Annotated in this window: 3 protein-coding genes and 1 pseudogene; all 4 read right to left on the bottom strand. The window is 73.6% G+C overall.

The genetic code is table 11. The features are described from left to right. Positions 1 to 30 precede the first annotated feature (30 nt). A pseudogene (locus ABB07_RS01905) lies at positions 31 to 2,513 on the bottom strand (type I polyketide synthase); the annotation flags it as partial. 50 nt (positions 2,514 to 2,563) lie between these two features. Further along, positions 2,564 to 3,595, bottom strand: coding sequence for a 3-oxoacyl-ACP synthase III family protein (locus tag ABB07_RS01910; protein ID WP_208896921.1), 1,032 nt, complete (start codon positions 3,593 to 3,595; stop codon positions 2,564 to 2,566). Positions 3,596 to 3,601: 6 nt separating this feature from the next. After that, the gene (locus ABB07_RS01915; RefSeq protein ID WP_208896922.1) at positions 3,602 to 4,126 is read right to left on the bottom strand and encodes an allene oxide cyclase barrel-like domain-containing protein; all 525 of its coding nucleotides are present in this window, start codon (positions 4,124 to 4,126) and stop codon (positions 3,602 to 3,604) included. Positions 4,127 to 4,194: 68 nt separating this feature from the next. Beyond that, on the bottom strand, positions 4,195 to 22,719 hold the full coding sequence (locus tag ABB07_RS01920; RefSeq protein ID WP_208896923.1) for a type I polyketide synthase: 18,525 nt from the start codon (positions 22,717 to 22,719) through the stop codon (positions 4,195 to 4,197). Positions 22,720 to 23,226: the final 507 nt, after the last annotated feature.

Raw genomic sequence — 23,226 nt, forward strand, 5'->3', positions numbered from 1 at the left:
ACGTCCGCGTACACGCCTCCACCGCGTCCNTGGAACCGCACCCGCCGCCGCAGATTCTCGAACCAGTACTCCCCCGTCAACTCCCGCGTATCCGCCAGCAACCCACCCGTCACCGTCGAATAGAACGCAATCGCCGACTCCCGCGGACGGACATCACCGATCAGCTCAGCCAGCTCGTCCCGCAAGGCATCCACATGATGCGAGTGCGAGGCGTAGTCCACCGGAACCTGGCGTATACGTACATCACTGTCCCCGTGCCGCGCCACCAGCTCTTCGATCGCTTCGGCGTCGCCGGAGACGACCGTGGACCGCGGCCCGTTCACCGCCGCCACCCCCAGCCGCCCCTCCCACGCACCCAGCAACTCCTCCGTATCCCCGACCGGCAACCCCACCGACGCCATCCCCCCAGTACCCGCCAGAGCCGTCAGCACCCGAGACCGCAACACCACCACCGCCACCGCATCCCGCAGCGACAACGCACCCGCCACACACGCCGCCGCGATCTCCCCCTGCGAATGCCCCACCACCGCATCCGGCACCACACCGAACGACCGCCACACCTCCGCCAACGACACCATCACCGCAAACAACACCGGCTGCACCACATCCACCCGGCCCAACGCCACCGGATCCCCCAACACCTCCTCCAACGACCACTCCACAAACCCCGACAACACCTCACCCACCTCGGCAAACCGCCGCCGGAACACCTCCGACTCCCCCACCAACGAACGCGCCATCCCCACCCACTGCGCCCCCTGACCAGGAAAGACAAACACCACCCGACCCGGCTCACCAGCCACACCCTCCACCACCACCGGATGCGGCACCCCCGCACCCAACGCCCCCAACCCCTCCCGCACCACACCCGACTCCCAACCCACCACCACAGCACGCCGCTCCAACACCCCACGCCGCGACGCCAACCACCCCACCACATCCGCCAAGTCGTCATCCGGGGCGGAAGTCAGATAGCCGTCGAGCCGGCGCGCGGCTGCCGTCAGGGAGGCTTCGGAGCGGGCCGTCAGGATCAACGGCGTGGGGAGAGACGGGGTTTCCGACGGCGTAGCCTGGTCAGTGGCGGGAGCCTGTTCGAGGATGACGTGGGCGTTGGTGCCGCTGATACCGAAGGAGGACACGGCGCCCCGACGGAGTCGTCCGTCGGTCTCCCAGGGCCGGGACTCCGTCAGCAGCGACACCGCCCCACTGGACCAGTCCACCTGCCCCGTCGGTGTCTGCGCGTGCAGCGTCCGCGGCAACACCCCACGCCGCAACGCCTCCACCACCTTGATCACACCCGCCACACCAGCAGCCGCCTGCGCATGACCGATGTTCGACTTCACCGAACCCAGCCACAACGGCACCTCACGACCCTGCCCATACGTCGCCAACAGCGCCTGCGCCTCGATCGGATCACCCAGACGCGTCCCGGTGCCGTGGGCCTCCACCATGTCCACCTCGCCCGGGGTGAGCCCGGCCGACGCGAGGGCCCGGCGGATCACCCGCACCTGGGACGGGCCGTGGGGGGCGGTCAGCTGGCTGCTCGTGCCGTCCTGGTTCACGGCCGAGCCCCGCAGGACGGCCAGCACCGGGTGGCCGTTGCGTCGCGCATCCGACAGCCGCTCCACGAGGAGCAGTGCGGCGCCCTCGCTCCAGCCGGTGCCGTCCGCGTCGTCCGAGAAGGCCTTGCAGCGGCCGTCGGAGGCGAGGCCACGCTGACGGCTGAACTCGACGAAGGTGTTGGGGGTGGCCATGACGGTGGCGCCGCCGGCCAGGGCGAGGCTGCTCTCGCCCTTGCGCAGCGACTGCGCCGCCAGATGCAGCGCCACCAGCGACGACGAGCAGGCCGTGTCCAGGGTGACGGCCGGACCGGTGAACCCGTACGTGTAGGACAGGCGGCCGGAGGCGACGCTGGGCGCGCTGCCGATGCCGACGTGACCCTCGTGGGCGGGCGGTGTGGGGTGGGGGTGTTGGAGGCGGCTGCCGTAGTCGTTGTACATGATGCCGGTGAAGACGCCGGTGTCCGAGCCGCGCAGGGCCGCGGGGTCGATACCCGCCGACTCGACGGCCTCCCAGGCGAGTTCGAGCAGGATGCGCTGCTGCGGGTCGATGGTCAGCGCTTCGCGCGGGCTGATCCCGAAGAAGGCGGCGTCGAAGTCACCGGCGTCGTGCAGGAATCCGCCGTGCCGGGTGGTGGTCGTCCCGGGATGCTCGGGGTCCGGGTCGTAGAGGGCGTCGAGGTTCCAGCCGCGGTTGCGGGGGAACTCGGAGATGGCGTCGCGGCCCTCGGCGACCAGCTGCCACAGATCCTCGGGGGAGCGCACCCCGCCGGGATAACGGCAGGCCATGCCGATGATGGCGATGGGCTCCGAGTTCCTCGCGTCGGCCGATTCGAGTTCGGCGACGCGGCGGCGCGTCTGCTGGAGACTCTCGGTGACTTTCTTGAGGTAGTCGCGGAGCTTTTCCTCGTTCGCAGTCATACGCCCTTCAGGCCTTCCCACGGAGCAGAACACGTATCGGAGCGGATCCGGATCGGAACGGATCTGGATTCGGCAGCGGCTTCTCAGAGTTGTTCGAGCGCGAAGCCCGACTTGATCCACTTACTGGATTCGATGGCGATTCCGGCGACGCGGTCTCCGGGTACCAGCCGGTCGAGCAGCGCGTGCAGTTGGAAGAAGACGAGAGCATTCCCGTTGTTTCCGGTCTCGCCCACGCAGTTGATGTGCTGGGCGCCGGTCACGGCGAGATGTCCGGTTATCTTCTCGGTCATGCGGACGGAGAGCTGGGGCGGCAGGAGATAGTCGATGTCGTCCCTTTTCCAGTCCAGTTCGCCGAGTACGTCGTCCAGGATCTCGGCGGCGAGCAGGGGAACGGATTCCTCGATGGCCTTGTAGTCCTCATGGGCCGCGATGTCCGGGCCGGGTGGGTGGGCCGGGCCGAACCATTCGAGGATCTGGCCGGGTGCCCTGCCTTCGCCGACGAGGCGGAAACGGGTGGTGCGCAGCGCGGTGTCCCCGGCGTCGGGGTCGGCGCTGAGGACGGCCGCGCCCGCGCCGTCGCCGAAGAGGACGAAGTTGACGAGTTCGGCGGGCGGGACCCGGCGCAGGTCGGCGTCGAGGACGTAGTGCTTGGCGATGACGTCGCCGCCGATGACCAGGGCGGTGCGGTGGCGTCCGGTGGACAGCAGCCTTCGGGCCAGGTCGAGGGCCTGCACGGCTCCGGAGCAGCCCGACTGCAACTGGTAGGTGACGACGTCGTCGATGCCCAGCGCGTCGGCGATGACGTTGACGGTGGCCGGCATCAGCGCGTCGGGCGTGGCGGTGCCGAGGACCAGCAGGTCGATGTCCTCGGCGGCCGTCCCGGCCCTGGCCAGCGCCTGACGGGCGGCCGCGGTGCCGAGGGAGGCGAGGGTGTCGCGCTGTTCACCGGTGGCGAGGTCCACGGCGAGGTGGCGGGTGCGGGTGCCGATGAAGGTCTCGATCCACTGCTGCCACAGCGTGTCCATGCGGAAGTGCTTGCCCAGCACGACGTTGTCGACCGGCGGGCCGGGCAGGGCGGTGCCGACGGACAGCAGGCGGGTCTCGGCGGGGTCCATGCCCGGTCACCTCCGGTAGAGAACGATCTGCGAGAGGTACGACTTGTGGGTCTCGACGGGCTTGAACTGGCGGTACCCGATGGCCCCCTTGAACGGTCCGGCGACACCCACCGCGGGGATCGTGGCCTGTTCGCCGGCGGTGAGACGGGCGTCGTCGACAAGGCCTCCGGTGCGGATGACGGTGCCGTCGGTGAGGGTGATCTCCTCGGAGTAGTAGGCGATGAAATGGCCGTCCGGGCCCTTCCGGAGCATGCGGCCGACGCCCTGGGTGGTGCCGACGACGTTTCCTTCCGCGTCGCGCAGCTCGTAGGAGACGCGGGCGAAGTCGTCGAGGGTGGGGTTCTTCCCCTCGAAGTCGTCGTTGGTGGACTCGTAGGCGAGGAGGTTTTCGTTGAGGTCGGCGAGCCAGAGCACGTTCTCCGCGTCGGAGAGCAGGGGGTGGTCCTTCTCCGGCGCGAAGGGCGGGGCGGCGAGTTCCGCGATCCGCTGTGCCCTGGCTTCCGCTGCCGATTCTTTTCCGGTGGTGGTCATGCGTTCACGGTAGGGAGGACTTCTAAATCCCTCCTAACCCATCGCGCCGCCGCTCCACCGCGGGGCTCCTATTCGCCGTCGAGTTCCTCGTCGATGAGGCGGAACAGTTCCTCGTCGCTGACGGATTCCAGGGTTTCCGCTGTGTCCTCAGCCGGTGCCGGCGGCTCGGCCGGGGTGAGGGACTCGGCGAGGTGGTCGGCGAGCGCCTGTGCGGTGGGGTGGTCGAAGACCACTGTGGCGGGCAGGCGCAGTCCGGTCGCCGTCGCGAGCCGGTTGCGCAGTTCCACGGCGCCGAGCGAGTCCAGGCCGAGTTGCAGCATCCCGCGGTCGACCGGTACGGCGCGTGCCGAGCCGTGTCCGAGGACCTGCGCGAGGTCGCCGCGGACCAGCTCGAGCAACACCGACCGCCGCTTCCGGGGCGGGAGTTGGGCGAATGCCGGTTGCGGGACGCTCTCCTGCCGTACGGCCGTGACGGGCGCCGGTATCAGGGTGCGCAGCACGGCGGGCGGTGTCGTACCCGCCGCCTGACTCCTCCTGAGCGCGGGCACGTCCCAGCGGGCCGCGACCCGCACTCCCCCCTCGGACGTGAGCGCCTCGTCCAGCAGTGCCAGTGCCTCATCCTCGCTCAGCGGCAGCACGCCACCGCGTCCGATCCGCGCGACGTCCGCCACCGTCAGGGCGGCGCCCATGCCGCCGGCCCCGGTGTCCCACAGTCCCCACGCCAGCGAGAGCCCGGGCAGGCCGTCCGCCCGTCGTGACTCCACCAGTGCGTCCAGGAACGCGTTCGCCGCCGCGTACGCCGCCTGTCCCGCGGTCCCCAGGACGCCGGCCACCGAGGAGAACAGCACGAAGGCGTCCACCGAGTGCGCCCGTGACACCTCGTGCAGATGCCAGGCCGCGTCGACCTTCGCCCGCAGCACCCCGGACACCCGCTCCGGCGTCAGCCCCTCGACCGTTCCGTCGTCCAGGACGCCCGCCGCGTGCACGACCGCGCCCACCCGGAACTCGGTGAAGAGCCGCTCCACCTCGGAACGCAGCGATACGTCCGCCGCCGCCCACACCACCGAGGCGCCCAGACTTTCCAGTTCCTCCGCCAGCTCACCGGCGCCGGGTGCGGTGCCGCCCCGTCGCGAGACCAGCACCAGTTCCCGTGCCCCGCACGCCTGCACCAGGTGGCGTGCCACCACGCCACCCAGAGCACCCGACGCCCCGGTCACCAGGACCGCGTCGGCCAGGGCGGGGGTGCCGGCGGGGGAACGGGGTGTTTCCGCCAGCCGCCGCGCATGGAACTCGCCCTTGATGAAGGCCAGTTCGGGCTCGCCCGTCGGCAGCGTGCCGGGCAGTGTCGGCTGGTCGGTGTCCACGAGCACGAAGCGTCCCGGATGCTCGGCCTGCGCCGACCGCACCAGACCGCGCACCGCCGCACCCGCGACATCCGGGCCGGTCACCACCACCAGCGTTCCCTCGGCGGCGGCCACATGCCGCTGCACCACACCGAGCGCCTCACCCACCACCTCGTGCACCACGGCCGGAACCTCCGCGCCGATCTCCCGCCGCAGATCGACCACCCCCGCCGTCCGCGACACGTCGAGGACCGGTGCCGAGGACGGCACGGGGTCGTACCCGACCTGCCACAGCGCAGCCGCGTCGCCGGGCCCCCTGAGCGCGTCGGCGTCGACGGTGCGCAGTACCACGTTCCGCGCGGTCAGGACCGGCTCGTCCTGCTGCGTGGTGATGCTGAGCGCCGCGCCGTCCGCCGTCCCGGTGAGGTGCACGTGCAGCGGTTGCGGTGCGAGCGGGCTGCCGGTGTGCAGTCGCACTCCTTCCCAGCTGAACGGAAGCCGCAGTTCGTCCGCGGGCTGCCACAGGATGAGCGGGTGCAGGGCGGCGTCGAGAAGCGCCGGGTGAAGAGCGTGGCCATCGGCCGGTACGGGGTCGAGTTCGGCGTGCAGGGATCCGTCGGACGCCCGGTGCACCGCTCGAAGCGACCGGAAGAAGCCCGTGTAGTCCAGGCCCACGTCGGCGAGACGCGTATGGATCTCCTCGATCGCCAGCGGTTCCCGTGGACCGTCTTCCTCGCGTACGGGCGGCACGTCGTCGGACGCCTGCTCCAGTCGTCCGGTGGCGTGCAGCGTCCAGGGGAGTCCGTCCGTCGCGCCGGCCGCCGCGGCCCGCGCGTAGATCTTCAGGCCGCGGTGCCCGTCAGGGCCGGCCGGCTCGACGACCGCCTGGATCTCGACGTCCGCGCTGGAGTCGGGCCCGACCACGGTGGGCAGGGGCAGCGGTGCCGTGAGCGTGAGATCGCCGACGACCGGGTACCCGGTGCGCCGTCCCGCGTGGAGGGCGAGTTCGAGGAGGCCGGTGCCGGGCAGGAGCGGTGTGCCGTGCACGGTGTGCCCGCCCGTCCACGGATGGTCGGCCGGTGTGATCCGGCCGGTGAACACGGTCCCGAGGCCGCCGCCCAGGTCGAGTGCCCCGTCGAGGAAGGGATGACCGGACCACCGCGCGGTGCGCCGCGGGCGCGGCGGGTTGAGCCAGTAGCGCTCCCGCTGGAACGGGTACGTCGGCAGGGCGTCGGGCGTGGGCACCGCCCGCGCGTGCGGCGTCCTCGCCGCGGACGCGTACCAGGCGCGCCAGTCCACGTCGGCGCCCGCCGCGTGCAGGGTCGCGGCGGCCACGAGCGCGGTACGGGCCTCAGGCCGGCCCCGCCGCCCCGCAGCCGCCAGCGCGGCGGGCCGCTCATCCTCGGGCAGGGACTGCGGGACCAGCGCGGACAGGACGGCGTCGGGCCCGATCTCCAGGTACCGGGTGGCCCCTTCGGCGTGCAGGGTGGCCACCGCGTCGGCGAAGCGCACGGCACGACGTACGTGCTCGGTCCAGTAGTCGGGCGAGGTGAGCCGGCCCGGTTCGGCGACGCGGCCGGTGGTGTCGGAGACGTAGCGGATCGCGGGCTCGCGCAGCCGCAATCCGGACACGACGGCCCGGAACTCCGCCAGCATCGGTTCCATCAGCGGGGAGTGGAAGGCGTGACTGACCCGCAGCCTGCGGGCGCGCACACCCAGGCCGCTCAGCCGCGCCGCCACCGCGAGCACGGCGTCCTCGTCACCGGAGAGGACGGTGGCGCGGGGCCCGTTGACGGCGGCGATGTCGACCTGCCCCCGTTCGCCGTCGAGTTGCGCCCGGACCTGCTCTTCCGACGCCTCGAAGGACAGCATCGCTCCCTCGGCCGGCAGTGCGTCCATCAGCCGGGCCCGGGCGGCGACCAGGGCAGCCGCGTCATCGAGGTCCAGGACGCCGGCGGCGTGGGCGGCGGCGACACCGCCCACCGAGTGTCCGGCGACCAGGTCGGGACGCAGTCCCCAGCTCTCGTAGAGCCGGAACAGGGCCGTCTCGAAGGCGAACAGGGCGGGCTGGGTCCAGACGGTCCGGCCGAGCAGTTCCGCCTCGGGCGACTCGGGGTCGGCGAACACGACGTCATGCAGGGGCCGTTCGAGTCCGAGCCGCGCGTCCAGGGCTGCCGCGGCGGCGTCGAAGGCGTCCGCGAAGGTGGGGTACGCGGCGTGCAGGGCGCGTCCCATGCCGGGGCGCTGGCTGCCCTGCCCGGTGAAGAGGAAGGCGGTACGACCCTTCACGGCGTCCGTCAGCGGGGTGCGCGCGTCGGCGAGCGCGGACAGTGCCTCGACGAGCTCCGCCCGCCCGTCGGCGACGACGACGGCCCGGTGGTCGAAGGTGGCCCGACTCCCGGTCAGCGCCGCGCCGAGCGATGCCGGCGTCAACGCCTCGTCGGCGGCGACGAGTTCGCGCAGGCGTGCCGCCTGAGCGCGCACCGCTTCGGGCGTACGGGCCGACAGCGGTACGGGGAACGGTTGCGTGTCAGCGACGGGCAGGGCGGCTTCCTCGACCGTGTCGTCGTCCGGCGCACCCGTCACCGGCTCCGCGGCCTCGACGGCTTCTTCGACGGCTTCCTCGACGATGACGTGCGCGTTCGTGCCGCTGATGCCGAAGGAGGACACGGCGGCGCGGCGCGGCGTGCCGTCCGGGCCCGCCGGCCAGGCCCGCGCCTGAGTCAGGAGGCGTACCTCGCCCGCCTCCCAGTCGACCTGCCGGCTCGGGGTGTCGGCGTGCAGGGTGCGGGGCAGGACGCCGTGCCGGATCGCCTGCACCATCTTGATGACGCCACCGACACCGGCGGCGGCCTGCGTGTGCCCGATGTTGGACTTCAACGACCCCAGCCACAAAGGCGTTTCGCGGTCCTGCCCGTACGTCGCGAGCAACGCCTGCGCCTCGATCGGATCACCCAGCCGCGTACCCGTACCATGCGCCTCCACCGCATCCACATCAGCCGGGCTCAGCCCGGCCGACGCCAGCGCCTGCCGGATCACCCGCTCCTGCGACGGACCGTTCGGCGCCGTAAGACCATTGCTCGCACCATCCTGATTCACCGCCGACCCCCGCACCACCGCCAGCACCCGATGCCCACGGCGCCGCGCATCCGACAACCGCTCCACCAACAGCAACCCCACACCCTCACTCCACCCCGTACCGTCGGCCGCATCGGAGAAGGGCTTGCACCGGCCGTCCGCCGCCAGCCCCCGCTGACGACTGAACTCCACGAAGGTGGCGGGACTGGCCATGACGGTGGCGCCACCTGCGAGGGCGAGGTCGCACTCGCCGGTGCGCAGTGCCTGCGCGGCCAGGTGCAGGGCCACCAGCGACGACGAGCACGCCGTGTCCACCGTCACCGCCGGCCCCTCCAAGCCGAACGTGTACGCGATCCGACCGGAGGCGACGCTGCCGGCGCTGCCGCTGACCAGATAGCCCTCGGATCCGTCCGGCGCCTCGGCCGCCTGGTGCAGCCGCGCGCCGTAGTCGTTGTACATGACGCCGGCGAAGACGCCGGTGCGGCTGCCGCGCAGCGCCTCCGGGTCGAGGCCGGCCCGCTCGAACGCCTCCCACGCCGTCTCCAGCAGCAGCCGCTGCTGCGGGTCGGTGGTCAGGGCCTCCTTGGGGCTCATGCCGAAGAACGCGGGGTCGAAGTCGGCCGCGTCGACGAGGAATCCGCCGTGCCGTGTGTAGGAGGTGCCCTGGTGGTCGGGGTCGGGGTCGTAGAGCGCGTCGAGGTCCCAGCCGCGGTCGTCCGGGAACGGGCCGACCGCGTCCGCACCACTCTCCACCAGCCGCCACAGGTCCTCCGGCGACGCGACCCCGCCCGGGTAACGGCACGCCATCGCGACGATCGCGATCGGCTCGTCCGTCACGGCCGGCGCCATGGGGGCGGGGGCCGTGTCCTCGTGCGCCTGCCCGAGGTCGCCGAGCAGTTCGTCGTGGAGGCGGCGGGCCAGGGCGGTCACGGTCGGGTGGTCGAAGACCAGCGTGGCGGGCAGCCTCAGGCCGGTGACGGCGGTGAGCCGGTTGCGCAGTTCGACGGCGCTGAGCGAGTCGAAGCCGAGGTCGGCGAAGGGACGTTCGTCCGCGATGGTGCCGGGATCGCTGTGTCCGAGCACACCGGCCACCGCCTCCCGTACGACGTCCAGGACCCTGGTCCGGCGCTCGTCGCCGTCCAGCCGGGCGAGCTCCTGGGTGAGGGTGTCCACGTCGGCCGGTCCGCTGCCGCCGCCGGCGGTGGGCGTCGTGCGCGGGAGGAGGGCGCGCAGGAGGGCGGGCGGCGGTGTGCCGTCGATCTGCCTGCGGCGCAGGCCCGCCAGATCCCAGCGCGTCGCGACGCGCAGGCCGCCGTCCGGGAAGGCCAGCGCCTCGTCGAGCAGCGCCAGCGCCTGGTCCTCGTCCAGCGCCAGCACACCGCTGCGCACGATCCGCGTCACGTCGACCGCGGACAGGCTCTCGCCCATCCCGCCGGTGGACGCGTCCCACAGGCCCCACGCCAGCGACAGCGCGGGCAGGCCCTCGGCCCGCCGTGCCTCGGCCAGCGCGTCCAGGAACGCGTTCGCCGCCGCGTACGCCGCCTGACCGGCCGTGCCGAGCACCCCGGCCACGGACGAGAACAGCACGAAGGCGTCCACCGGGTGCGCCCGTGACACCTCGTGCAGATGCCAGGCCGCGTCGACCTTCGCCCGCAGCACCCCCGACACCCGCTCCGGCGTCAGCCCCTCGACGGTCCCGTCGTCCAGGACACCGGCGGCGTGCACCACCGCGCCCACGTCGAACCGGTCGAACAGCGCCTCCACATCCGCCCGCACCGAGACGTCCGATGCGGCGAACTCGGCACGCGCCCCGAGCAGCTCCAGTTCCGCGACCAGCTCCGCGGCGCCGGGGGCCGCGCCGCCCCGCCGGCTCACCAGCACCAGCTGCCGCACGCCGTGCGCCCGGACCAGATGCCGTGCCACCACGCCGCCCAGGGCACCCGAGGCGCCCGTCAGCAGCACCGCGTCCCGCAGCGCCGGTGGCTCGGCGGCCGTGGCCGCCGGTGCCGCGGTCAGCCGCGGTGCGAGCAGACGGCCGTCGCGTACGACGACTTCCGGTTCACCGTCTGGGAGGGCGGTGGGCGGCTCGGCGGAGTCGGTGTCCACCAGCACGAAGCGTCCCGGATGCTCGGCCTGCGCCGAACGCACCAGACCACGCACCGCCGCACCCACCACGCCTGGGCCGGTGACCACCGTCAGAGTTCCCTCGGCGGCAGCCGCATGCCGCTGCACCACACCGAGCGCCTCACCCACCGCCTCGTGCACCACAGCGGGAACTTCCTCGCCGGCCTCCCGCCGCAGATCCACCACCTGCGGCGCCCGCTCCGGCTTGCGGGGCGTACCGGACACCGGGACGAGCTCGACGGTGTAGAGAGGCGTCCTGCGCGTCGCGGTACCGAGCTGTGCGGGATCGATGTGCCGTACGGACACCTCCTCCGCGCTGAGTACGACCGTCCCATCGGGACCGGTCACCGTCAGGCCGTAGCTCGTGCCGTCGGGCCCGGGCACGAGCCGGGCGCCGGCCGCGGCCGTCTCCGGCTCGTGCAGGCGGACGCCTCGCCAGGCGAACGGTACGACGATGCCGTCCCCCGCTTCGACGGCGGCGAGCGCGATCGGGTGCAGCGCGGCGTCGAGCAGGGCGGGGTGCACTGCGAACCCTGTCTGGCTGTCCGTGCCGGGGGCCGGCTCCAGCCGGGTGTGCAGGTGACCGTCGCCGCCGCGGGCCGTGGCACGCAGGGCGCGGAAGGCCGGCCCGTAGTCGTAGCCGGCCGCAGCGAGCCGCTCGTAGGCGTCGCCCGTTTTCTCGTACGCCTCCGGGTCCGGGCCCTGTACGGCGGTGGGCGCCGGGTCGGGGCCGACCGCTGCGAGCTCCGCGCTGACGTGCCGGATCCAGGGCGTGCCGGGATCCGCGTCGTCGGGGCGGGAGTGCACGGTGAGGGCCCTTCGGCCGTCGGTGTCCGCTGCTCCGGCGTGCACACGCAGCTGGACCGAGCCGGTCTCCGGGAGGGTCAGTGGAGCCTCGATCAGCAGCTCGGTCACCGTCGGCGCACCGAGGCGGCCGCCGGTGTGCAGGGCCAGGTCGACGAGCGCGGCTGCGGGCAGCAGGGTGTGCCCGGCGATGGCGTGGTCGGCGAGCCAGGGGTGGCCGGTCAGGGACAGCCGACCGGTCAGCAGCAGGCCCTGTCCCTCGGGCAGTTCGATCTCGGCACCGAGGAGCGGGTGGTCGGCGCTCTCCAGACCGGCTCCGGCGACGTCGGCCGCACTGTGCGGGACGTCCAGCCAGTGCCGGCGGCGCTGGAAGGCGTACGTGGGCAGGTCGACGCGGCCTTCCGTACCGGCGTACAACGGCGCCCAGTCCACGGACGCGCCCGACACGTGCACCCGCGCCAGAGCATCCACGAACGTGTCCACGGCATCGTGTGTCCGACGCACGCTGGGCACCGCGACGACTTCGGGCAGCGCTTCTCGCACCAGCCCGGTCAGCACACCGTCCGGGCCCAGTTCGACCACCCGGGCCGCTCCCGCAGCCTCCAACTCCTGTACGACGTCGTGGAAGCGCACGGCCTCCCGCACATGCCGCACCCAGTACTCGACCGACCTCAGCCGGTCCACGCCCACACGGCCCTCGCCGTCGAAGGCGACGATCTCCCGCTGCGGCTCCCGGAACTCCACCGACTCCAGCGCCGCACGGAAGCCCTCCAACGCCCCGTCCATGTGCGGCGAATGGAAGGCGTGACTGACCTCCAGGCGCCGCACACGACGGCCCCGCTCCTGGAAGAGGGCCGCCACGGCCAGCGTGCTGTCCTCGTCCCCGGAGATCACGACGGCCCGCTCACCGTTGACGGCGGCGACATCCACTCCGTCCCGCAGCGCGTCCCGTATCTCCTCCTCGGTGGCCTGCACCGCCACCATCACCCCACCCGACGGCGCACCCTGCATGGCCCGGCCCCGCGCCACCACCAACCGCACCGCATCATCCAGCCCCCACAAACCGGCCACGTACCCCGCGACCAGCTCACCCACCGAATGACCCGCCACCCACCGCGGCACCACACCGAACCGCTCCCACAACCGGAACAGCCCCACCCCCACCGCGAACAACCCGACCTGCGCCCACTCCGTACGAGCCAACACCTCCCCATGCACCCCGTCGAACACCACATCCCTCAACGAGACCGCACCCTCACCCACCACCCCATCGACGACACCCACCACCTCGTCGAACGCCCCCGCGAACACCGGGAACGCCTCATACAACTCCCGCCCCATCCCCGACCACTGACTCCCCTGCCCCGTGAACACGAACGCCGTACCACCGGGGGATTCCCAGCCTTCGACGAGGGCGGGATGCGCAGCGCCGGTGGCCAACGCATGCAGGGCGTCCAGCAGTTCGTCACGCCCGGCGGCGCGAACGAGCGCCCGATGCGGCAGAGCCGAGCGGGTGGTCGCCAGCGCGTTGCCGATCGCCCGGACCGGTGTGTCCACCTTCGTCTCGGCGAACGCGGCGACGGCTCGGGCCTGCGCCCGCAGCGCCTCGGGGCTGCGCGCCGACAGCGGCCAGACCACCGGCAGATCGCCCTCACCGGCGGCGGGCCCCGGCTGGGGCTCGGCCGGGGCCTGCTCCACGATGACGTGCGCGTTCGTCCCGCTGATCCCGAACGACGACACCCCGGCACGCCGCACCCGGCCCACCTCCGGCCACGCGACCGGCTCCGCCAGCAGCGCCACCCCGACCGACGACCAGTCGACGAGCGGTGACGGGGTGTCGGCGTGCAGGGTGCGGGGCAGGACGCCGTGCCGGATCGCCTGCACCATCTTGATGACGCCACCGACACCGGCAGCGGCCTGACTGTGCCCGATGTTCGACTTCAACGAGCCCAGCCACAAAGGCGTTTCGCGGTCCTGCCCGTACGTCGCGAGCAACGCCTGCGCCTCGATCGGATCACCCAGCCGCGTACCCGTACCATGCGCCTCCACCGCATCCACATCAGCCGGGGACAGCCCGGCCGACGCCAGCGCCTGCCGGATCACCCGCTCCTGCGACGGACCGTTCGGCGCCGTAAGACCATTGCTCGCACCATCCTGATTCACCGCCGACCCCCGCACCACCGCCAGCACCCGATGCCCATGGCGCCGCGCATCCGACAACCGCTCCACCAACAGCAACCCCACCCCCTCACTCCACCCCGTACCGTCGGCGTCGGCCGAGAACGCCTTGCAGCGGCCGTCGGCGGACAGCCCGCGCTGACGGCTGAACTCGACGAAGGTGTTGGGGCGTGCCATGACGGTGGCGCCGCCCGCGAGGGCGAGGTCGCACTCGCCGGTGCGCAGCGCCTGCGCGGCCAGGTGCAGGGCCACCAGCGACGACGAGCACGCCGTGTCCACCGTCACCGCCGGCCCCTCCAAGCCGAACGTGTACGCGATACGACCGGAGACGACGCTGCTCGTGGAGCCGGTGAGCAGATAGCCCTCGTAGCCGTCGGGTGCCTGCGAGAAGCGGGCGCCGTAGTCGTCGTACATGGCACCGGCGAAGACGCCCGTGCGGCTGCCGCGCAGCGCGGCCGGGTCGAGGCCGGCCCGCTCGAACGCCTCCCACGCCGTCTCCAGCAGCAGCCGCTGCTGCGGGTCCATCGCCGCCGCCTCCCGCGGACTCAGCCCGAAGAACTCCGCGTCGAACTCGGCGGCGTCGTAGAGGAACCCGCCCTCGCGGGCGTACGACGTCCCGTGGTGGTCGGGGTCGGGGTGGTACAGCCCGTCCAGGTCCCAGCCGCGGTCCTGCGGAAACGGGCCGACCGCGTCCGTGCCGCTCTCCACCAGCCGCCACAGATCCTCCGGCGACGCGACCCCGCCCGGATAGCGGCACGCCATCCCGACGATCGCGATCGGCTCGTCGGCCGCCACGGCCGCCACCGCCGACGTGCGCGCCGCCCCGGCCGGTTGCGTGCCCAGCCCGTCGAGGAGCCGGGCCGCCAGCGCCGTGGGGGTGGGGTGGTCGAAGACGACGGTGGCCGGCAGCCGCAGGCCGGTGGCCGAGGCGAGCCGGTTGCGCAGTTCCACGCCGGTGAGCGAGTCCAATCCGAGGTCCTTGAAGGAGCGCTCGGCCGCCACCACGTCCGCGCCCGCGTGACCGAGCACCTCCGCGACGACTCCGCGGACCAGATCGAGCGCGGCGCGCTCCCGTTCGGCCGGGGCGAGCGCCGCCGTCCGCGTGGACCACGTGGCGTCGGCGGAAGCCGCGGACGCCGCTGCCCGTCGCCTGACGTGCGGTGCCACCTCCCGCAGCACGGCGGGGAGTTCGCCGCGGACCGCGCGTTCGCCGAGCGCCCGCTGGTCCAGGCTCGTGGCGACGTGGAGCGGGTGTGGTGCGACCAGGGCTTCGTCGAGCAGGGCCAGGGCCCGCTCGGCGGCGAGGGGGGTGAGGCCGCTGCGCGCCCAGCGCGCACGTGCGGCGGTGCCGAGGGTGCCGGCCATCCCGGTGTCCTGCTCCCACAGACCCCAGGCCACGGAGGTGGCGGCCAGTCCCCGAGCACGGCGGTGCAGGGCCAGCGCGTCGAGGAGGGCGTTGGCGGCGGCGTAGTTGGCCTGCCCGGACGTTCCGACAATGCCGGAGACGGAGGAGAAGACCACGAACGCGTCGAGTTCCAGGCCGAGTTCGAGGCTCAGCTCGTGCAGATGGAGCGCCGAGTCGGCCTTGGGGCGCAGCACCGCGTCCAGCCGGTCCGGGTCGAGGTCGCCGAGCAGCCCGTCGTCGAGTGTACCGGCCAGGTGGAAGACCGCGCTGACGGGGGGCGTGGCCTCGGAGAGCACGGTGGCCAGGGCCGCCCGGTCGGCGCCGTCGCAGGCCGCGAAGCGGACCGTGGCTCCCAGGTCGGCGAGTGTGCCGGCCAGTTCCCGTGCGCCGTCGGCGGTGTCGCCTCGGCGGCTGACGAGCAGCAGGTCCCGCACACGGTGCCGTTCGGCGAGGTGGCGGGCGAGGAGGGTGCCGATGCCACCGGTGCCGCCGGTGATCACGACAGTGCCGTGCCCGCCGATCGGGTGGACCGGGCCGGTGCCGCTCTCCCGCGGTGCGGCCTCCCGGGCGACACATGGAGCGAGCAGGGTCCCGTCGCGCAGGGCGAGTTGCGGTTCGCCGGATGCCAGCACGGCTGCGAGCGGCACATTGCCGTCGGCTGTGTCGACCAGGACGAAGCGGTCCGGGTGTTCCGTCTGGGCGGTGCGCACCAGACCCCAGGCCGCGGCGGCCGCGAGGTCCGGCACCGGGTCCCCGTCCTGTGCGGCCTGGGCGCCCCGGGTGACGAACACGAGACGCGCCTGCCCGAACCGCTCGTCGGCGATCCAGTCGCGCACCAGACGCAGCGTGCGCGCGGCGAGGGCATGCACGGCGTCGGGACCCTGCGGAGCACCGGGCGGCGTCGCGAGGTCCATCACGACGGCCTCCGGTGCGGTCCTCCCGTCAGCGGGGACAGCGGCGGCCAGGTCGTCGTCGGAGATCCGCACCCAGCGGCGATCCGCGTCCCCGAGGGGCTCGGGCAGGGCGCGCCATACGACCGGGTAGAGGCCGCCGGAGGAGCCGTTCCGCGGGACGGCGGACCCGAGCCGCTCGATCTGCTCCCGGGGCACGTCCCGCAGTCCGGCTGCGTCCAGCGTCAGCACGGCCGCTCCGGCCGGGTCGGAGGCGTACAGCCGCCATCCGTCGCGCTCGCGTGTCCAGCGGATCCGCAGCGCCGCCGCACCCGAGGCATGCAGCCGCACGCCGGTGAAGGTGAAGGGCAGGGCGATGTGTCCGGGTGCCGCCTCCTCGGCGAGGGACTCGACGAGCGGATGCAGCGCGGCGTCGAGCAGGGCCGGATGGATACCGTAGTGACCTGCCTCTTCCCGGAGTTCGTCCGGCAGCGCCACCTCGGCCTCGATGAGACCGTGGGCGCCGCGCGCGCCACGCAGGCCCTGGAAGGCGGGGCCGTACTCGTAGCCGTGCGCGGCGAGTCGCCCGTAGGTGCCGTCGACAGGCGGCCACGGCTCGGGCAGGTCGCGAGCCGCGTCCTCGGTCTCGTGCGTGGACCTGTCCGCCGGGGCGACGAGGGTGCCGGTGGCGTGCCGGGTCCACTCCGCCGTGTCCGCGTCCTCCCGGCCGTCCCCGTCCTTGCCGTCCTCCCGCCGGGCGTGGACGGCGACGGGTCGGTGGCCCTGGCCGTCAGGTGCGCCCACGGTGACCTGGATGAGCACGGCCGCTTCCGGCGGCAGCGGCAGCGGTGCTTCCAGAGTGAGCTCGGCGGTGTCGCCGCCCCCGACCCGGTCGGCCGCCGCACCGGCGAGTTCCAGGAACGCGGTGCCGGGCACCAGGGTGTGGCCGAGGATGGCGTGATCGGCGAGCCAGGGGTGCGTGACGGCCGAGAGCCGGCCGGTGAGGACGATTCCCCCGTCCTGTGCCCGTTCGACCGCTGCGCCGAGCAGGGGGTGCCCGGCGCGCCGAACCCCCAGACGGGTCACGGCACCGCTCGCGTCGGGTGTGGCGGTCCAGTACCGGCGGCGCTGGAAGGCGTACGTGGGCAGGTCGACGCCGCCCCCCGCACCGGCGTACAACGGCGCCCAGTCCACGGACGCGCCCGACACGTGCACCCGCGCCAGAGCATCCACATACGTGCGCACCGCGGCACGCTCACGCCGTACCGACGCGACAGCGGTCACCTCGGGCAGCGCTTCTCGCACCAGCCCGGTCAGCACACCGTCCGGACCGAGCTCCACCACCCGGGCCGCCCCGGCAGCCTCCAACTCCCGTACCACGTCGTGGAAGCGCACGGCCTCCCGCACATGCCGCACCCAGTACTCGACCGACCTCAGCCGGTCCACACCCACACGGCCCTCGCCGTCGAAGGCGACGATCTCCCGCTGCGGCTCCCGGAACTCCACCGACTCCAGCGCCGCACGGAAGCCCTCCAACGCCCCGTCCATGTGCGGCGAATGGAAGGCGTGACTGACCTCCAGGCGCCGCACACGACGGCCCCGGCCCCGCCACAGCTCGGCCAGTTCCCCGGCCGCCTCGGCGTCACCGGAGACCACCACCGACACCGGTCCGTTCACGGCGGCGACGTCGAGCCGTCCTTCGTACGACAGCAGCGCGTCCCGTATCTCCTCCTCGGTGGCCTGCACCGCCACCATCACCCCACCCGACGGCGCACCCTGCATGGCCCGGCCCCGCGCCACCACCAGCCGTACGGCATCCTCCAGCCCCCACAAACCGGCCACGTACCCCGCGACCAGCTCACCCACCGAATGACCCGCCACCCACCGCGGCACCACACCGAACCACTCCCACAACCGGAACAGCCCCACCCCCACCGCGAACAACCCGACCTGCGCCCACTCCGTACGAGCCAACACCTCCGCACGCACCCCGTCGAACACCACATCCCTCAACGAGACCGCACCCTCACCCACCACCCCATCGACGGCAGCCACCACCTCGTCGAACGCCGCCGCGAACACCGGAAACGCCTCATACAACTCCCGCCCCATCCCCGACCACTGACTCCCCTGCCCCGTGAACACGAACGCCGTACCACCGGGCCGGGCGGTGTCCACCGCGAGGCCGGGCGTCCGCGTGCCCTCAGCGAGGGCGGTCAGCGCGTGCCGCAGGTCCTGGAGGCCGGAGCCGGTCACGACGGCGCGTTCGGGCAGGGGCGTACGGGTCGTGGCGAGGGCACGGCTGAGGGCGCGGGGGTCGGTGCCGGGCACGTCGGCGAGGAGGTGCAGCAGTTTGTCCGCCTGGCCACGCAGCGCCTCGGGGCTGCGCGCCGACAGGGGCCAGGCCACCGGCAGATCGCTCTCACCGGCGGGCTCCGCCTCTGGCTCGGCCGGGGACTGCTCCACGATGACGTGCGCGTTCGTCCCGCTGATGCCGAACGACGACACCCCGGCACGCCGCACCCGGCCCACCTCCGGCCACGCGACCGGCTCCGCCAGCAGCGCCACCCCGCCCGACGACCAGTCGACACGGGAGGTGGGCGCGTCGAGGTGGAGCGTGCCCGGGAGGCGTCCCGCGTTGAGGGCGTGCACCATCTTGATGACACCTGCGACACCGGCGGCGGCCTGCGTGTGCCCGATGTTCGACTTCAACGAGCCCAGCCACAACGGCGTTTCGCGGTCCTGCCCGTACGTCGCGAGCAACGCCTGCGCCTCGATCGGATCACCCAGCCGCGTACCCGTGCCATGGGCCTCCACCGCGTCCACATCAGCCGGGGACAGCCCGGCCGACGCCAGCGCCTGCCGGATCACCCGCTCCTGCGACGGACCGTTCGGCGCCGTAAGACCATTGCTCGCACCATCCTGATTCACCGCCGAACCCCGCACCACCGCCAGCACCCGATGCCCACGGCGCCGCGCATCCGACAACCGCTCCACCAACAGCAACCCCACACCCTCACTCCACCCCGTACCGTCGGCCGCATCGGAGAAGGGCTTGCACCGGCCGTCCGCCGCCAGCCCCCGCTGACGACTGAACTCCAGGAACATGCCGGGCGTCGACATCACGGCGACGCCGCCCGCCAGGGCGAGATCGCACTCGCCGGCGCGCAGCGCCTGCGCGGCCAGGTGCAGGGCCACCAGCGACGACGAGCACGCCGTGTCCACCGTCACCGCCGGACCCTCCAAGCCGAACGTGTACGCGATACGACCGGACAGGATGCTGCTCGTGGAGCCGGTGAGCCGGTGCCCCTCGCCGCCGCCGTCGCTCTCGTGGAGCCGGGGCCCGTAGTCGAGGGTGGTGCCGCCGACGAAGGTGCCGGTGCGGCTGCCGCGCAGCGCGGCCGGGTCGAGGCCGGCCCGCTCGAACGCCTCCCACGCCGTCTCCAGCAGCAGCCGCTGCTGCGGGTCCATCGCCGCCGCCTCCCGCGGACTCAGCCCGAAGAACTCCGCGTCGAACTCGGCGGCGTCGTAGAGGAACCCGCCCACGCGGGCGAAGGTCTCCGGCGCGTCGGCCAGGTCCCAGCCGCGGTCCTGGGGGAACGGGCCGATCGCGTCCGTGCCGCTGTCCACCAGCCGCCACAGATCCTCCGGCGAGGCGACCCCACCGGGATAGCGGCAGGCCATCCCGACGATGGCGATCGGCTCGTCAAGGACCGGGACCGTGGGAAGCGTGGGGCGCGGCTGTCCCTGTTCCGGCGATTCCCCGCCTGCCGCAGCGTCGAAACGGGTCTGGAGGGCGGTGGTCACGGACCGCGGGGTGGGATGGTCGTAGACGAGGGTCTGCGGCAGGTCGAGGCCCGTGGCGGCGGCGAGGCGTTCGCTCAGTTCGACTCCGCCGAGCGAGTCGAGGCCGAGGTCCTTGAACGGGCGGGCCGGATCGATGCCGTCCGGGGTGACATGGCCGAGCACGAGGGCGACCTGGGTGCGGACGAGCTCGGCGAGGTCCCGGTCGGCACGAGGGTCGGACCGCACGCCGGTGTCCTGCGACGCCGGCGCGGGCGCGTGGGGCGCGGGGGCGACGGCCTCCGGAAGCCAGTGCCGTTCCCGCTGGAAGGCGTAGGTCGGCAGGGTGATCCGCCGGGCGGGGACGCCGTGCAGTGGGCCGGTCCAGTCGGCGCCGAGCCGGGCCAGTGCCGTGAGCAGCGTCGCGGGCTCTTGGTGGCCGCGGCGCAGGGCGGCCGCGGCGGGCACGGCCGGGTGCGGGCCCGGGAGCGCGGCGACGACGTCCTGGACGGCTGTGGTGAGGACCGCGTCCGGACCGAGTTCGAGGTGGGCGCGGACCCCGAGCTCGTGCAGGGAGCGCACACCGTCGGCGAACCGGACGGCTTCACGGGCGTGCCGGACCCAGTAGCCGGGCGTGGTCAGTTCCGTGTCCTCGGCGACACCGCCGGAGACATTGCTGACGACGGGGACGTCCGGTCGCCGGTAGTCGAGTTCCTCGGCGACCGCGCGGAACGCGTCGAGCATCGGCTCCAGCTGCGGGGAGTGGAAGGCGTGGCTGACGCGCAGCAGCCGGGTGCGGCGGCCCGTCGCCTCCCAACGAGCGGCGAGAGCCCGTACGGCCGCGCCGTCGCCGGAGACGACCAGGGCACGCGGGCCGTTGACCGCGGCGACGGCGACCCCGGGGCCGGCGTCGGCGAGCAGCGGCAGGATCTCCTCCTCGCCGGCCTCCAGCGCGGCCATCGCGCCGTCGGTGGCCGAGAGTTGCTGCATGAGCCGACCCCGGGCCGCGACCAGGCGAGCCGCGTCGTCGAGGGTGAGGACGCCGGCCGCGTGGGCGGCGGTCAGTTCGCCGATGGAGTGGCCGGCCAGGGCCGCCGGGACGATGCCCCAGGAGCGGACGAGGCGGTGAAGGGCCGTTCCGACGGCGAAGAGCACCGGCTGCGTCCAGGCCGTGGAGTCGAGCAGCGCGGCCTCCTCGCTGCCGTCGGCGGCGAACGCGATGTCGTGCAGCCGGCGCGGCAGCCGGTCGCCGAACGCGTCGGCCACCTCGTCGAAGGCGTCGGCGAAGACCGGGTAGGTGGCGTACAGCTCGGCGCCCGCGCCGGGGCGTTGACTGCCCTGCCCGGAGAACACGAACGCCAGGGCGGGCGGTGCCGCGTCGGGCTGCCCGGGTTCCTGCGGGCGCGCGCTCCAGTTCGGGCGGGCGCCGCCGGCCAGGGCGTCCAGTTCCGTCAGCAGTGTGGTGCGGTCCCCGGCCGTGATCAGGGCGCGCCGCGTGAAGCGGGTGCGGGTCGTGGCGAGGCTGTGGGCGACGTCCGCGACGCGTGCGGTGGGCCGGTCGGTGAGATGGGCGCGCAGGCGGGCAGCCTGTTCGCGCAGGGCCGGTTCGGTGCGGGCGGTGAGCAGGACAGGCAGGCCCGGGGCGGGGTGCGGGGCCGAGGTGTCGGGTTCGGCGGCGCGGGGTGCGGCCGTGAGGACGAGGTGGCAGTCGGTGCCGCCCATGCCGAAGGAGCTGACGCCGGCGAGCGGGCGTGTGCCGCGTCCGGTGGGCCATGGTCCGTGTCCGGTGCGGTAGGTGAGGCCGAGGCCGGCCAGCGGGATGTCCCGGCGGGGCGTGTGCTCGCCCGGGGTGCCGGGCAGTTCGCCGTGGCACAGGGCGAGCGCGACCTTCACCAGGCCGACGACGCCGGCGGCAGCCTCCAGGTGCCCGACGGAAGCCTTCGCCGACCCGATGTGCAGCGGGGCGGGGCCGTCTCCGTACACGGCGCCCACAGCGCGCGCTTCGACCGGGTCGCCCACGCGGGTGCCGGTGCCGTGGAGTTCGACGTACGCCACCTCGCCGGGCCCGGCGCCCGCGCGGCGCAGCGCGGCCCGCAGGACCGCCTCCTGGCCCTCGGCGCCGGGCACGGTGAGGCCGTCGGTGGCGCCGTCGTTGCCGATGGCTCCGCCGAGGACCACGGCGTACACCGTGTCGCCGTCGGCGCGGGCCGCTGCGAGCGGTTTGAGGACGACGACCGCGCCGCCCTCACCTCGGCCGTATCCGGCGGCCCGCTCGTCGAAGGGGTGGGAACGGCCGTCGGGTGAGAGGCCGCCGAAGCGGCTCGCGGCGAGGGTGCTGTCGGGGGCGGCGATGAGGTTGACGCCGCCGGCGAGGGCGACGGTGGACTCGCCGGAGCGCAGGCTCTCGCAGGCCAGGTGCACGGCGACGAGCGAGGACGACTGTCCGGTGTCCACGGTCAGGCTGGGGCCGCGCAGTCCGAGCACGTAGGAGAGGCGGTTGGCGATGATGCCGCGGTTCAGGCCGGTCAGGGTGTGCCGTTCCACTGCGGCGGGGCCGAGGCGGTGGGTGAGGGCCGCGTAGTCGTCGGCCATGGCGCCGACGAAGACTCCGGTGCGGGTGCCGTGCAGGGCGGCGGGTGGCACGCCCGCGTCCTCCAGTGCTTCCCAGCCGAGTTCCAGGGCGAGCCGCTGTTGTGGGTCCATCGCGGCGGCCTCGCGGGGGGAGATGCCGAAGAACTCCGCGTCGAAGGTGTCGATGGAGTCGAGGAACGCGCCGTGCTGCGGAACACCGCTGCCCTCGGCGGGCCACCGGCCGTGCGGGGCCGGGCCGAACGCGTCACGGCCCTCGCGCAGCAGCCGCCAGAACGCCTCCGGACCGTCGGCTTGCGGCAGGCGGCAGGCAATGCCCACGACGGCGATGGCGCCGTCCTGATCGTCGGCGGCGAAGTGGGCGGTGTCGGCGGACTCGGGACGGTGCGCGACGCTCATCTCGGCTCGGTGCTCCCTCATCATGGACGCCGGGCCTGCTCGGCCCGCTGCTGCGGGGCGCCACGAGGGCCCCTGCCCATGGTCGGAACACGCTCTAAACCGGCCCTGAAAGTAGGCTGCCGCCCCGCCCCTCCCCCGCCACACACCACCGGGGCGCGTGGCCCACGCCCCCTCACCGGCCGCCCGGAAACGAGCCCCGCGCCCCTGACCCCCCGCCAGGCCCGGCACGCCCTGGCCCGCCGCCCGAGCGCAGGCCCCGCGTCCCCCGCCCGCTGCACGGGCCCGGCGAACCCCGCCGCGCCTCATCCGCCACCCGGGCACGGCGTGCCCAGGCGCCCAGCCGCATGCCGCGTACCCCGGCACCCGCCGCCCGGGCGGCAAGCCCCACGCCCCCTCACACGCCGCGCAAGCACGAGCCCACGTCCCCGTCGCCCGAGCGCCGGGGCCCGCCGCCCCTCACACGCCGCCCAGGCGCGGCACGCCCTGGCCCGCCGCCCGTGCGAACCC

The sequence above is a fragment of the Streptomyces incarnatus genome (assembly GCF_001027185.1).
In the GTDB taxonomy this organism is placed as follows: domain Bacteria; phylum Actinomycetota; class Actinomycetes; order Streptomycetales; family Streptomycetaceae; genus Streptomyces; species Streptomyces puniciscabiei.